The sequence below is a fragment of the Bilophila sp. 4_1_30 genome (assembly GCF_000224655.1).
GTDB classification, from domain to species: Bacteria; Desulfobacterota; Desulfovibrionia; order Desulfovibrionales; family Desulfovibrionaceae; genus Bilophila; species Bilophila wadsworthia.
Genome location: NZ_JH114233.1, coordinates 893931 through 907492 on the forward strand (window position 1 = coordinate 893931; position 13562 = coordinate 907492).

General features: G+C 56.9%; 11 protein-coding genes and 3 pseudogenes. 8 read left to right on the top strand and 6 right to left on the bottom strand.

Features of this window, described 5'->3' with window-relative positions; all coding sequences use genetic code 11:
• Positions 1-86 precede the first annotated feature (86 nt).
• The 8 genes and pseudogenes from HMPREF0178_RS15795 (at position 87) to hypB (ending at position 8317) form a co-directional block, all read left to right on the top strand.
• A pseudogene (locus HMPREF0178_RS15795) lies at positions 87-1339 on the top strand ([FeFe] hydrogenase, group A).
• Between the two features lie 8 nt (positions 1340-1347).
• Positions 1348-1724, top strand: a pseudogene (locus HMPREF0178_RS15800) (iron hydrogenase small subunit).
• 132 nt (positions 1725-1856) lie between these two features.
• The gene (gene hydG / locus HMPREF0178_RS15805; RefSeq protein ID WP_009380767.1) at positions 1857-3260 is read left to right on the top strand and encodes a [FeFe] hydrogenase H-cluster radical SAM maturase HydG; all 1404 of its coding nucleotides are present in this window, start codon (positions 1857-1859) and stop codon (positions 3258-3260) included.
• Between the two features lie 85 nt (positions 3261-3345).
• Positions 3346-4779 (top strand): 4Fe-4S dicluster domain-containing protein, encoded by a 1434-nt coding sequence (locus tag HMPREF0178_RS15810; protein ID WP_039959161.1) that lies wholly within the window; start codon positions 3346-3348, stop codon positions 4777-4779.
• A gap of 80 nt (positions 4780-4859) precedes the next feature.
• The gene (hydE, locus tag HMPREF0178_RS15815) at positions 4860-5816 is read left to right on the top strand and encodes a [FeFe] hydrogenase H-cluster radical SAM maturase HydE (RefSeq protein ID WP_009380769.1); all 957 of its coding nucleotides are present in this window, start codon (positions 4860-4862) and stop codon (positions 5814-5816) included.
• Position 5817: 1 nt separating this feature from the next.
• On the top strand, positions 5818-7077 hold the full coding sequence (hydF, locus tag HMPREF0178_RS15820; protein ID WP_009380771.1) for a [FeFe] hydrogenase H-cluster maturation GTPase HydF: 1260 nt from the start codon (positions 5818-5820) through the stop codon (positions 7075-7077).
• 245 nt (positions 7078-7322) lie between these two features.
• Positions 7323-7636, top strand: a pseudogene (locus HMPREF0178_RS21130) (hydrogenase maturation nickel metallochaperone HypA).
• 12 nt (positions 7637-7648) lie between these two features.
• Positions 7649-8317 (top strand): hydrogenase nickel incorporation protein HypB, encoded by a 669-nt coding sequence (gene hypB, locus HMPREF0178_RS15825; RefSeq protein ID WP_009380773.1) that lies wholly within the window; start codon positions 7649-7651, stop codon positions 8315-8317.
• 93 nt (positions 8318-8410) lie between these two features.
• On the opposite strand, the gene HMPREF0178_RS15830 is transcribed toward hypB, so the two are convergent.
• The 6 genes from HMPREF0178_RS15830 to opp1B form a co-directional block, all read right to left on the bottom strand.
• A complete protein-coding gene (locus HMPREF0178_RS15830; protein WP_009380775.1) occupies positions 8411-9835 on the bottom strand; it encodes an outer membrane homotrimeric porin in 1425 nt (474 codons plus the stop codon).
• Between the two features lie 142 nt (positions 9836-9977).
• The gene (locus HMPREF0178_RS22855) at positions 9978-10112 is read right to left on the bottom strand and encodes a hypothetical protein (protein WP_255344676.1); all 135 of its coding nucleotides are present in this window, start codon (positions 10110-10112) and stop codon (positions 9978-9980) included.
• A 76-nt stretch (positions 10113-10188) separates the two neighbouring features.
• The gene (locus tag HMPREF0178_RS15835) at positions 10189-10980 is read right to left on the bottom strand and encodes an ABC transporter ATP-binding protein (RefSeq protein ID WP_009380777.1); all 792 of its coding nucleotides are present in this window, start codon (positions 10978-10980) and stop codon (positions 10189-10191) included.
• Entirely contained in the window at positions 10971-11777 is an 807-nt protein-coding gene (locus HMPREF0178_RS15840; protein ID WP_009380779.1) for an ABC transporter ATP-binding protein, read from the bottom strand. The genes HMPREF0178_RS15835 and HMPREF0178_RS15840 overlap by 10 nt, the downstream gene beginning before the upstream one ends.
• Positions 11774-12613, bottom strand: coding sequence for a nickel/cobalt ABC transporter permease (gene opp1C / locus HMPREF0178_RS15845; protein ID WP_009380781.1), 840 nt, complete (start codon positions 12611-12613; stop codon positions 11774-11776). The genes HMPREF0178_RS15840 and opp1C overlap by 4 nt, the downstream gene beginning before the upstream one ends.
• A gap of 1 nt (position 12614) precedes the next feature.
• A complete protein-coding gene (gene opp1B, locus HMPREF0178_RS15850) occupies positions 12615-13544 on the bottom strand; it encodes a nickel/cobalt ABC transporter permease (protein WP_009380783.1) in 930 nt (309 codons plus the stop codon).
• Positions 13545-13562: the final 18 nt, after the last annotated feature.

Consider the following 13562-nt stretch of genomic DNA (forward strand, 5'->3'; position numbering starts at 1 on the left):
CTTCTTTCCTTTGAACCAGTATTCGTTGGCAGTTGCACCTCGTGTTCCAAGGGTTTCCCCCATCACACATATGCAGAGGAGGCAATATGGCTCAGATCACTATGGAAAATGTCGTGTATGTCCAACATACGCCTGCCCCGGCACAAATCCTGATTCCTTATTTTTCGTCAATATCGACAAAGAGAAATGCATCGGATACGATGTCTGCCAATCCTACTGCCCTACTGGAGCCATTTTGGGGGAAACGTTTGAACCGCATGAAATCCGCTACACGGGAGGTTGCATCAATTGCGGGCAATGCCTGACGCACTGCCCTGAGGGAGCCATCTTCGAAGAACAGACCTGGATCCCGGAATTACGGCGGAAGTTATGCGATCCCGAGATCAAATGCATCGCTATGCCGGCACCGTCGGTGCGGTATGCGCTCGGAGAAGCTTTTGGGCTTCCCACAGGCACCGTCACGACCGGCAAGATGCTCACCGCGCTCAAACAGCTCGGATTCGCCCATTGCTGGGATACGGAATTCACGGCCGACGTGACCATATGGGAAGAAGCAACGGAGTTTGTCGAGCGGTTGACGCACGGGAAGAACCTTCCCCATTTTACGTCCTGTTGCCCTGGGTGGCAGAAGTATGCAGAAACATTTTGCCCTGAATTGCTTTCCCATTTTTCGTCCTGCAAATCGCCTATCGGCATGAATGGTTCCCTTGCCAAAACGTACGGGGCCGAACGTATGGGATACGCCCCCAAGCAGGTGTACACCGTCTCAATCATGCCGTGCATCGCCAAAAAATATGAAGGGATGCGTCCCGAACTCCAGCTAGACGGGATGCGGGAAATCGACGCAACGCTGACCACTCGTGAACTGGCGTATTTGATCAAGGAGGCGGGAATAGACTTTCGGGCGCTTCCCGACGGAGAACGGGACAGTTTGATGGGCGAATCTTCCGGCGCTGCTACCATTTTTGGCGTTACCGGCGGCGTTATGGAAGCGGCCCTGCGTTATGCCTATGAAGCGCTGACCGGAGAAAAACCCGCGAACTGGGATTTTACTTCCGTACGGGGCCTGGACGGGATCAAGGAAGCGACAGTGACGATAGCCGGAAAGGAGCTCCGGGTTGCAGTCGTCCACGGTGCGAAACGCTTCAAGAAAATCTGTGATCAGGTACAAGCGGGGAACTCCCCCTACCATCTCATCGAATTCATGGCTTGCCCTGGCGGATGCGTCTGCGGTGGAGGGCAACCTGTCATGCCGTCATGGTTTGGTGCGATGAATCGCAAAACGACGAGTCTCTTCGCTGGGCTCAAGAAACGCCTGACCATGGCGAACAACGCTTAGGAGGAAGGATGTCCGTTCATCAGATTGGCAGACGTGGTTTCTTGAAGGTCGTCTGTGCCATAACGGGTGGAGTTCTCATAGGCATCCGTGTAACAGTAAGGCAATCGCGGCAACCCGGGAACTTTCTCAATCCATGAGCGACAGGCTGAGCGGCGTCTATGGCGCGGATTCGAAGTTTCCCCGGCGAGCGTCCCAAGATAACCAGCAGGTCCGCGAACTCTATGCCAACTATCTTGGAAAGCCGCTCGGGCACAAATCGGAACAGCTTCTCCATACCAAGTGGTTTGACGAGTCCGCAAAGATGAAGGAACTCCAGGCAAAAGGCGAGTTTCCGAATCCACGCTTCGAAAAAGAGTTCGCGGCCGGCACATATCCTTATGAATAGCCTTTCACCCAAGAAAGGATTCGTTTTCGTACTATCGGCCAACAGGCCTATCTGGGCTTTTCTTCATGCTTATCCAGCGATAACCGTATAACTGAACGTCGACGGCACGGTCTGCCGCCGGAGGAAACAGAAATGGAACATGCGGCGGATACGAAGGCGGTTTGGCTCCACGAGTCTGCACTTGAAGGGCTCTTGGAAAAACATCAGGCGGAAGATCGGCAGCATGTCCGGGACGTACTGAATAAAGCCCGTTCATTGTCGGGGCTTTCGCTTGAGGACGTGGCCGTCCTCATGACCGTTCACTCACAGGATTTACTGGACGAACTGTTTCATACGGCCAAATCCGTGAAGGAAGAGATCTACGGAAACCGGATTGTCCTTTTTGCTCCTCTGTACATTTCCAATCTCTGTTCCAATGAGTGCCTGTACTGCGCATTCCGACGATCCAATAAAGAGGTGATCCGCCGGGCATTGAATCCGGATGAGATCAGGCAGGAAACAAAAATTCTGCTGCGGCAGGGGCATAAGCGCGTACTCATGGTGGCTGGCGAGGCGTATCCCGGAAGCGGCATTGATTATGTACTGGAATCCATTGATGCGATTTACGGTGCGGAAGAGAACGGCAGCCGCATTCGCCGGGTGAACGTGAACCTCGCCCCCCTGTCCGTAGAGGATTTCCGCCGACTGAAGGAACGGAACATCGGTACGTTCCAGCTTTTTCAGGAAACCTACCATCGGCCGACCTACGGCAGGGTTCACCTTGCCGGGCCCAAAAAGGACCTTGACTGGCGGGCATCGTCGTTCGACCGTGCCATGCAGGCGGGCATCGACGACGTGGGCATAGGGCTGCTCTACGGGCTATATGACTGGCGTTTCGAGACGTTGGCGCTCATGGCCCACATCGCGCATCTTGAGGAGCGGTTTGGGGTCGGCTGTCATACCATCAGCGTGCCGCGCATCGAACCGGCCATCGGGTCGGATTTGGCCTCCCGGCCGCCGTACGCCTTGGACGATCAGGATTTTCTCAAGCTTGTCGCCATATTGCGCCTTGCCGTGCCGTACACGGGCATTATCATGTCCACTCGGGAAAACCCGGCTATCCGGCAGCGGACGCTGGAACTCGGCGTTTCCCAGATTTCGGCGGGCAGCCGTACCAATCCGGGTGGCTATCAGGAATCCAGCCAGTTCGAGGCGGCACAATTTCAGCTTGGCGATCACCGCTCCCTCGCGGAAGTGATTGCCGATCTCGGACAGCACAAATTCATTCCCTCTTTCTGCACCGGCTGTTATCGTCTCGGGCGTACCGGCAAAGATTTCATGGACCTGGCGAAACCGGGCCTCATCAAGGAAAAATGCGCGCCCAACGCTCTGTCCACCTTTGAGGAGTATCTTCTCGACTACGGCACACCCGAAGCGCGGGAAGCCGGGGAGCGCGCCATTGCGGCGGCGTTGGACGGTATGGACGGCAGGATCCGCAAGGTTTCCGAAAACCTGCTCGCCAAGGTGCGGGACGGCCGCAGGGACGTCTACTGTTGAGAACCTTCTTACAATGAACAGCGCGGACGATTTCCGGAGTGGGCAATCCCTGCGCCGGGAGCCGTCCCGTCAGGGAATGAAATTCATGGTGGAACGGAACCATATCAACGTATTGCGTCGTGAAGTGCTCAGACGGGTCGCCGAGTCCTTTCTCCACGATGCGGATTTCGGCAAAAGCGTGGAACGCATCCCCTTTGTCATGCGTCCCAAAAATACGAAACCAAGCCGATGCTGTATCTATAAGGATCGCGCCATATTGCGCTTTCGGGTCATGGCCGCGCTCGGATTCCGGCTTGAAGATGAGGAAGACGACTCCACGCCTCTGTCCGTGTATGCTGAAAAGGCGCTGGAACGGGAACAGCCCTCGGCCCCAATCCTGACCGTATGCGATACGGCCTGTCAGGGATGCATTCCCGCACGGTACTATGTGACCGACGCGTGTCAGAACTGTATTGCCCATCCCTGCATAGGGTCCTGTCATTTCGGTGCCATCCAGCACATCAAGGGACGTTCCTATATTGATCCCGAAAAATGCCGCAACTGCGGCATGTGCCACGACGCCTGCCCCTATCAGGCCATCGTCCGCCTGTCCGTGCCCTGTGAGGATGCCTGCCCGGTAAAGGCCATTCACAAGGGCGAAAACGGCCGCGCCGAGATCGACATCACAAAATGCATCAGCTGCGGGCGCTGTATGCGGGCCTGTCCGTTCGGCACGGTCATTGAGCGCAGCGAGATCGTGGACGTCCTTTCCGCCATGAAAGCGGGCAAGCATCTTACCGCCATGATGGCCCCCGCCATTGTGGGGCAGTTTCCCGGCAACCTGAAGCGCGTGGTTGAGGCTCTGCGGGAGCTCGGTTTCTCCGAGGTCCTCGAAGTGGCTTCCGGTGCGGACGTCACCACCAAAAGAGAAGCCGCCGAATTTGTGGAGCGGATGAAACACGGTGAACGCTTCATGACCACATCCTGCTGTCCCGGTTATGTGGAGGCCGTACGCCTGCACTTGCCGGAAATGGCCCCATTCGTCTCCTCGACGAGCACCCCAATGCACTACTGCGCCGAGATAGCGAAAGAACGTTTCCCCAGCACGACGACGGTATTCATCGGACCGTGCGTCGCAAAACGCCGCGAGGCGCTGTACGACCCCATTGTGGACTACGTGCTGACATTTGAGGAAGTCGGTGCGCTCCTTGAAGCCAAAAACATCGACGTATCCTCCTGCGCGGAACACTCGCTCGGTGATGGCGCGTCGGGCGATGGCCGGGGATATGCCATTTCCGGCGGTGTCGCCGCCGCGGTCAAGAAGGCGGTCGGAAACGACGTCGAAGTCACCCCCCTGTATGTCAACGGACTTTCCCTCGCCGGGCTACGCAAACTCAAGAGCTACGCAACCAAGGACTGTCCCGGCAATCTCGTTGAAGTCATGGCCTGTGAAGGGGGATGCGTCGGCGGGGCCGGAGTGATCGGAGACAAGATAAAGGTCACCAAGGCGGTGGAATCCTTCGCCAAAAGCGGTATGTAACCCATGCGCCGGATGCTTTGCCGATCGCCTTTCCCGCAGGAACGGCTGTTGAACGACGGATTGAAGGCAGGAGAAAGGGTATGCAACGGAACGATATCCTGAAACTGCTTTTCGAAACGCCGTACGAGGCTCTGCGTGAGCGCGCCGACGAGGTGCGGGCCCGGGAAAAGGGAGAGCATGTCTTTGTCCGGGGCCTGATCGAATTCTCGAACCGTTGCGAACGGAACTGCCGATACTGCGGCCTGCGTTCGGCGAATCCGTCCCTGAAACGTTACCGTCTTGACGAGGCCCAAATTGTCGAAGCGGCGGAACGGGCCGTGGCTTTCGGCGTGGACACTCTCGTCCTGCAATCCGGCGAGGTCCACGGCGATCCGCAACGTATCGCCCATGTGGTGGATGCTCTCCGCACACGGTTCCCCGTGGCCGTTACTCTGAGTGTCGGAGAGCAGCCCACTGCTTCTTATGCGCTGTGGAAGGAGGCGGGCGCATCCCGCTTCCTTCTGAAGCATGAAACGGCGGATGCATCCCTGTACGCTGCCCTGCATCCCGGATACACGCTCACGCAACGGGTGGATGCGCTGCAACGCCTGCGGCGGGCCGGCTATGAAATCGGTTCGGGGTTCATTGTGGGCGTTCCCGGCCAACGTCCCGAGACACTGGCGGACGATATCCTGCTGGCGCGGGAACTTCATGTGGACATGTGCGGGGCCGGGCCGTTCATCCCTCAGGCCGATACGCCTTTGGGCAACGAACCGCAGGGATCGGTTGAGCTGGCCTTGCGGGTCATGGCCGTACTGCGCATCGCTCTGCCGTGGTCCAATCTCCCCGCGACAACGGCTCTGGCGTCGCTTGATCCCGTTTCAGGGCAACGGGAGGGCCTGCTCGCCGGCGGCAATGTGCTCATGCCCGGTTTCACGCCGGCGGCCCACCGGGAAGACTACTGTATTTATGACAACAAACATCGAGTCAGTATGGATGAGGCCCGTCAGGTCATCGAATCGGCGGGGCGCACCCATTCGCTACACAGGGAGGGGTGACATGCTGGATGCGCCTAAAGGCCTCAGGTTGCACATCGGCCTTTTCGGTCGGCGGAATGTGGGTAAATCATCGCTGCTCAACGCGTTGGCCGCACAATCCGTGTCCATCGTATCCGATACGCCGGGAACGACCACGGATCCGGTGGAAAAAACGTTGGAATTCGCCCCGCTGGGGCCAGTCGTTTTTCTGGATACGGCGGGATTGGACGATGAGGGCGAACTCGGGACACAGCGCACGGAACGCACGCTTGCCGTATTGCCTCGAACGGACATGGCTTTGGTGGTGACGGCGGAAAACGTCTGGGGTCACTACGAAGAAACCATCGTGAACAGGCTCAGGGAGCAGGCAATTCCGTTCCTTGTGGTCATGAACAAAACGGAGTCGTCCGTTGCATCCAAGGATCGCCTACCCGATGCCATGAGGGGCCTCCCCATGGTGCGCGCTTCCGCGAAAACGGGCGAAGGCCTCGAAACGATCCGCCGCGAACTGGTTCGGCTGTCGCCTGACGAATCGCTTCACGAAGCACAGCTAGTGGCGGATCTGCTTCCCGAGAAGGGCGTCGTCATCCTCGTCGTCCCCATCGATTCCGGCGCGCCGAAGGGCCGACTCATTTTGCCGCAAGTGCAAACCATCCGGGATGCCCTTGATGGGCGCAAGTTATGCCTTGTGGTGACGGAAGGAGAACTCGGGGCGGCCTTCGCCTGCCTGAAGGAACCGCCGGCTCTGGTGGTCTGCGATTCGCAGGTGGTGCGCCGCGTGGCGCTGGAGACGCCGCAGTCCGTCCCTTTGACGACCTTCTCGATCCTGATGGCCCGCCTCAAGGGAGACCTGCCGCTCCTCGCCGCCGGGGCCGCCGCCATTGGGAACCTCAAGCCCGGCGACAGCGTGCTCATGATGGAGGCCTGTTCCCACCACCCGCAACAGGACGACATAGGGAGGATCAAGATTCCCCGCCTGCTCCAGCAGTATGCGGGCGGAGAGCTGCGCTTTGACATGTGTGCGGGCAAATCCCTCACGGACTGTCCCGGATCATACGATCTCATCGTCCATTGCGGCGGGTGTACACTCACGCGGCGGCAAATGCTCGGCCGCCTGCGCTCCGCTCAAAGCAGAGGCATCCCCATGACGAACTACGGCGTCGCCATTTCCTTCACGCAGGGCGTACTCAAACGGGTACTAACACCATTCCCCGATGCCCTTGCCGCCTGCGAACCGGCCCATGAAACGCGTCATGACTCTCAATCAAAAAATAGGCAGTGAATCCAGTTAGATAAAATACGCTTCATTGGCCCCCGATGAGGCCGGGACTGTTACGGGGGGACGGACATACCATCTGGGTTCTTCTGCAAAAAACAAAGATACCATACGATTCCACCCGGTGGGCACGGAAGCCCCTTCGCCCCGTTTCAGCGTACACGCCGGAGCCCCTGTTTTACACATACTCAAGGCCGCCGTTTCCCCAGTAATTGCGAAACCTGTTCAGGGAAACCACATAAAGTTTTCTTATGCACGAAATGTCTCTTATTACAAGCTTGTTATCCATCATTCGCGAGGAGATGGAACGGCACGCTCGACACCGTCTGTTGCAAGTACGCGTACGGTACGGCGCTCTGGCGAACATCGTTCCGGAAGCACTGTCCGTCGCGTTCGAGCGCTCTTACGGCAGGGACGGATTGGGAAGGGGCTGTGTTGCAAACCGAAGAAATCCCCCGCTCGGCAGAAACGTTTTTCGGCACCGTGCCCTTTCTGTGGAGAAGAACAAGGGCACTCCATAGAAGCGGGACGGGAACTCTATATCCAGAGCATGGAAGTGGAATAAAGGAGTTATCTCATGGAAATACCAGTTATTCGCAACGTTCTTGAGGCCAACGAAAAACTGTCGGCACGTCTGAAGGAATGTTTCGCCAGGCACGGCATTCTTGCCTTGAACCTCATCAGTTCCCCCGGCGCGGGAAAGACTTCCCTGCTCGAACGGACGCTTGCGGATCTTTCCCCCGAGTTCCACATGGCCGTTATCGAGGGCGATCTCCAAACGGACAACGACGCCCAACGAGTAGCCGCCACCGGAGCTCAGGCTGTGCAGATCAACACGGAAGGCGGATGTCATCTCGACAGCAATCTTGTCATGGAGGCGCTGGGGGCGCTCAACCTGAACGAAATCGATATCCTGTTCATTGAAAACGTGGGAAACCTTGTCTGCCCAGTGGAATTCGATTGTGGCGAAGATGCCAAGATCGCCCTCCTCAGCCTCCCCGAAGGCGACGATAAGCCCGAAAAGTACCCGTTCCTCTTCAACCGTGCCAGTGCCATGATCCTGAATAAAATCGACCTGCTCCCCTATCTGGATTTTGACATGGAAACCGCCGCGCGACATGCCCGCCATCTTAATGCCGCTCTCCCCGTCTTCAAAATATCCTGCCGCACGGGTGACGGGCTTGAAGAATGGTATGATTGGCTCCGTCAGGCTGTCCGCGCCAAACGCAGCGCACCAAACGAATAAGACGCATATTCTTCGTCTGAACATTTCTTGTCTGAAAAGGTATGCACGGTACCCTGTACCCATGCATACCTTTTCATTTCAGGAAGGTCGGAGCTAGAACTTGTAGTTTACGCTAAAAGCTGCCTGGAAGTTGTTTTCCTTGTACAAGTTATTCCAGAGTTCCTTATCGGCGTCGAGATAGATATACCCAAGCTCAAAGGCGAGGGTAAGCCCCTCATACAGCTTGTATTGGGAATCAAAATTGACTTCCCACAGTTTGTCTTTGGTGGTGAGGTACATATTATTGCCGACAGTGGCCATTGCGCCATGAGCGACCACCCCGCCGCGTACCATTTCCGTATTGTTCGTGCCTTTAACCATCGCGACGCGGAATGCGTGACTCAAGGCTTCAATGAAGGAAATATCCTTCAGCTCAGCCATGATCCCCCAGCTGCCGCTGATATCCGTTCCGTTAAACGTGCTGGAACGGTTATACATCCCGCCGTCATATCCGAAAGAGGTCAACGCCACGTCAGTATCGATGACGGGCATACGTTCGGAACCGTCAAGCGCGTTCGCGTCATCACCGGAAGCGTACCAGAACGTAAGGCCGGGTGTGACAAAATCCGTTTTGCATTCAGCGGCCAGGGCGGCATACCAGCCCGCGCGCTTCAGATCTTGATTGCCCGTTTTCCCCATGTCCACCTTTCCGTAAACACCATCTACGGCGACTCTGAGCGGGCTGAACAACGTCATTTCAGCGGAAAGGCCGCCCCACCATGCGTTGCCGTGATTGTCTTTGGAGTCGGCGACAACCTTCCCGGTGCCAACGGGGAGCAATCCGCTGGCGACTCCGGTCTTGTTGTTCGCACCGGCACCGAAACGGGTGTCTTTGCCGATCGCGCTGTACATTCCGAAGGGGTTCATCCTGATGCCATCGAACTGCACCGGAACCGCCAGCCCGATGACATCCATCGCATCGTGGCTGTTGTATGTATACAGCAACGTGTTGTCCTTGCCATATAGGGAAACAGTACGTTCATCGTTATTGTACGCACGAACCCAAAAAAGCGTGGCCCCCACGTTTTCAGTGAAATTTCCGGAAAGCGAGATCCCGGCACCGTCGGTCGTGAATGCCGCGTACGGTACCGCAAATGTCGCGATGTCGAAGGGCTGAAGGCCCATGCGGACTTTTGCGTCCGTCTCCGGGATAATCCAGTCGACATAACTATAACGTACTTTGACGACCTTACCGTCCGTTCCGAGGGCGGCATCATTTGTTCCCCAGTTTTGATGGCCCACTTCAAAAAAGACGACGCCCTTGAGCGAATCGGAAGCCACGATATCGATCTGCGTGCGTAACCGCGTGGAAGCCTTGAATCTATCAACAGAAGCATTCGCGGATTTGAGGGGGTTGCGATCAGCCCAGGAAAAACCGTTTTGCCATTGCCCCTTAATATTCACGTCAGCCGCCCGTGCACCGCTCGTCATACTTAAAAGAAGGCCTGCCGCAAGGAACAACATCATTGCACGTTTCATCATCACCTCTCTAGCGTCAAAGGTTATACGATGGGCTCTCCCCCCAAGCACAGTGCGCACGACGAGAGCCCGGGATAAGCTTGCCCGGAAGGAAAACGGCCCTATTGGGCGGAATATCAGAAGAAATACATGATAAAACGTTCTAGCCGGGCTTGCCCGCCGTCAGCCGGAACATGGGGACAGGATTGAATGTCTCGTCGACTTCCGTATAAATCCTGTCGCTTATCCGGGTATCGCAGCAGATATCGGTGAACCCTGTTTCGTCCAATGTCCGCATGTCCCATTCAGGGCGGGGGACGCAACCGTTCGATGCGCCCGTCGAGCGCCTGGCAGGAGGAATGCATGGCGGAGCCTTATACTGTTGCGACGCAAGCGTCAGGGTTAAAGGGGATAACGGATTGAAGAAGCCGTTGTGCATATCCGCTGGATGCCCTTGCCAGGTGCTCCCTCTCCAAGGATTCCACGATGGTCCCCTCATGAAGAAACATAATATGATCACATAAGTAGGTGACGGCCTGGACATCATGGGCAATGAACAGGTAGGTCATGTCCCCCTTCAGCTCCAACAGCAGTTCCAGCACTTGCGCCTGTACGGACACGTCAAGCGAGCTGATGGCCTCATCGAATACGATGAATCGGGGCCTGGTCGCTATGGCTCGCGCGATGCACACCCGCTGGAGCTGCCCCCCGCTCAGCTCGTGGGGATAACGGTTCCGCAGCGCCTTCGGGAGCCCGACCCGCTCAAGCAGTTCCGGGATTGCGCATGACGCGTCCAGCCGCAAGATATCCAACGGCTCTCTGATGAGTTCCTCCACAGAGAATCTCGGGTTGGCGGAGGATGTATAGTCCTGGAACACAACGCTCATTTGCCCAGGATGTTCCTTGCTCCATACATGAACAGGGCGGCCTTCCAAGAATACCTGCCCACTGTCCGGCTGTTCCAAACCAAGGATCAGCCTTCCGAGCGTGCTTTTCCCCTCGCCGCTTTCACCGATGAGCCCTACGGAAGAGCCCTCGGGCAGTGTGAGGTTCACGTCTCTGAGGACCGGCTGCCGTTTTTTCCTCCAAAAGCCTCCCGATACCGGATAGCTTTTGGAGACATTGCGGACCTCAAGCAACGGCGTTTCCCGATGTGCTACCGACATTGCATCACCCTCTCGAAGGCTTTGGACAACGAGGCTCTCGTGTCCACGAGATAACGCGTATAGGGATGCCGTGGAGCGGAGAAAAGCTCCGCTCCGCCGTATTCGACGCCGACGCCGTCCTTCATGACCAAGACTTCCTGCGCGAGCTGGCGGACTACGCCAAGATCATGGGAAACCAAAATCAGGCTGGTCCCGAACCGTTCCCGGATCCAATGGAATTGTGCCACAACCTCCCGCTGGTTCATGGAGTCCAGCGCCGTTGTGGGCTCATCGGCAATGATGATATCGGGCCGCTGAAGCAGCGCCACCGCGATCATACACCGCTGCAACATGCCTCCGGAAAGCTGGTACGGATATTTCTTGAGCATATCCAACGGATTGTGGATGTGCATCATCTCCAGAGCCTCAATGATGCGTCCCCTGCTCTCTTTTTCCGAAAAAGCCGATGTCGTCGCCCGGAGTGTTTCAAGAAGCTGCGCCCCCATGGAGTAAAGAGGATCGAACGCCGTCATCGGTTGCTGGACTATCATGGCGATTCGCTTGCCGCGGATGCCGCGCACGGTTTCCCGTCCTGCCTGCAAGAGGTCGATGCCGCCGAAACGGACACTGCCGGAAACCCGCAAGGAAGGAGGCGCCAGTCCCAACAGCGCCAGGCACGTCAGCGATTTGCCGCTGCCGCTTTCCCCAACGACGCCAAGGCAGGTTCCCGGTTCAAGGCAAAAATGCACATCCCGTACGATCAGCGCCCCGGTAAGGGCGTCTCGGACAGTCAAACCCCGCACTTCAAGTAAACTCATGAACGTTCCCTGCCCGCGTGTTTGGGATCAAAGGCGTCACGCAGGCTGTCGCCTAAAAAATTGAATGCCGCCACAACCAACAGTATGGCCATGCCCGCCGGGATCATCTGCAACGGATACATGGTCATGACCTCCTTCGCCTCATTGAGCATCATGCCCCACTCCGGGGTGGGGGGCTGCACGCCCAACCCGAGGAAAGACAATGCTGAAATCATCAGGATCACGCTTCCCGTATCCAGCGTCGTCAGGACAAAGAGTTCGCCGGCTGTGCCGGGCAACAGATGCCGCATCATGATCCTGATGGATGATCCGCCGGCGACCTTGGCAAACCGGATATAGTCCTTGTCGGAATATTGCCGGACGATGGAACGGACCATACGCGCATACCACGGCCACTTGGCCACCACGTTGGCGATGACCACGTTTTCCAGGCCTGGGCCCATCATGCCCACAATGGCGAGGATCATGACCTCGCTGGGGAAGGACATCATTACGTCGCATATGCGCATAAGCACGTCGTCGATACGGTTGCGGAAAAACCCGGAAACAAGGCCGACGCACGCCCCTAACGCGGAGGTTATGGCCATAGTGAGCAAGGACAGAAACACCGTCGCGCGTATGCCATAGACAAGACGCGAAAGGACGTCGCGCCCAAGCTGATCCGTCCCAAAGGGATGATGCCAGCTCCACGGCGCGAACTTGTCCCTGACGTCGACAAGCGTCGGGTCGGACAAGGGAAGTATGGGAGCGAGGAGGCCCAATACAAGAACAACCCCCAGAAACCCCATGCAGGCCAGCGCCAGGCTGTCTCTTTTCAGGCGAATCCACGGGGACATGCTAGAATTCCTTTCTCAGCCGGGGATCGATGGCAGCGCTCAGGATATCCACCAATACGTTACTGACTACAAAAAGAACCGCCATGATCAGCACATAAGCCTGGATGACGGGAAAATCACGGTTGAAGATCGCCGTCACGCAAAGCCTTCCGATGCCGGGCCATGCGAAAATGCTTTCCACGACAAAGGTTCCGGCTATAAGCTTCGGCAACGACATACCCAGTGCGGTCAGCGAAGCCTGAAGCGAATTCTTGAGCATATGGCGGGTGATCGAGCGCTCGGGCAAACCGCGTACCCGTGCGTAGAGAATGTAGTTTTCCTGCTTATTCTGAATCATGTTGGCACGGATAAGCCGCGTATAGGTGGCGATATATGCAAGGGACAACGTGACCGCGGGTAAAAGGACGGAGCTGGGACCGTCCATCCCGCTCGTCGGAACGAGATCAAATTTGACGGCAAACAGCCACATAAGGAGAAGCCCGGCCCAGAAACTGGGCATGGCCGTACCAAGAAAGACACCGCCACGGATGAGCCGGTCGAGAAAGGTTCCTTCATACAACGCACAGACGATCCCGGCGGAGAGACTGCACACCAGCGTCAGGCACAGAGCCGCTCCGGCAAGAACGAGGGTCGCGGGCAGCGCCTTTTGGATTTCACCAAGCACAGGTTTGTCGTCCACATAACGATTGCCGAAATCCCCATGCAAGGAGTTGTTCAGCCAAACCACATAACGCGTCAAAAAAGGTTTATCCAAGCCGAGTTTCGCACGGGTTTCGGCGAGCACCTCTTCCGTGGGAGTGACTTCATTGACACGCACGGCCACTTCCGCCGGGTCGCTGGGGCTCAGATTGATCAGCACGAAAGACAGAAACGAAATCCCAATAAGGATGGGGATGAGGTTGAGCAGGCGACGAAAAAGATAGCTCCCCATACGAAACTCCTTAAGCAT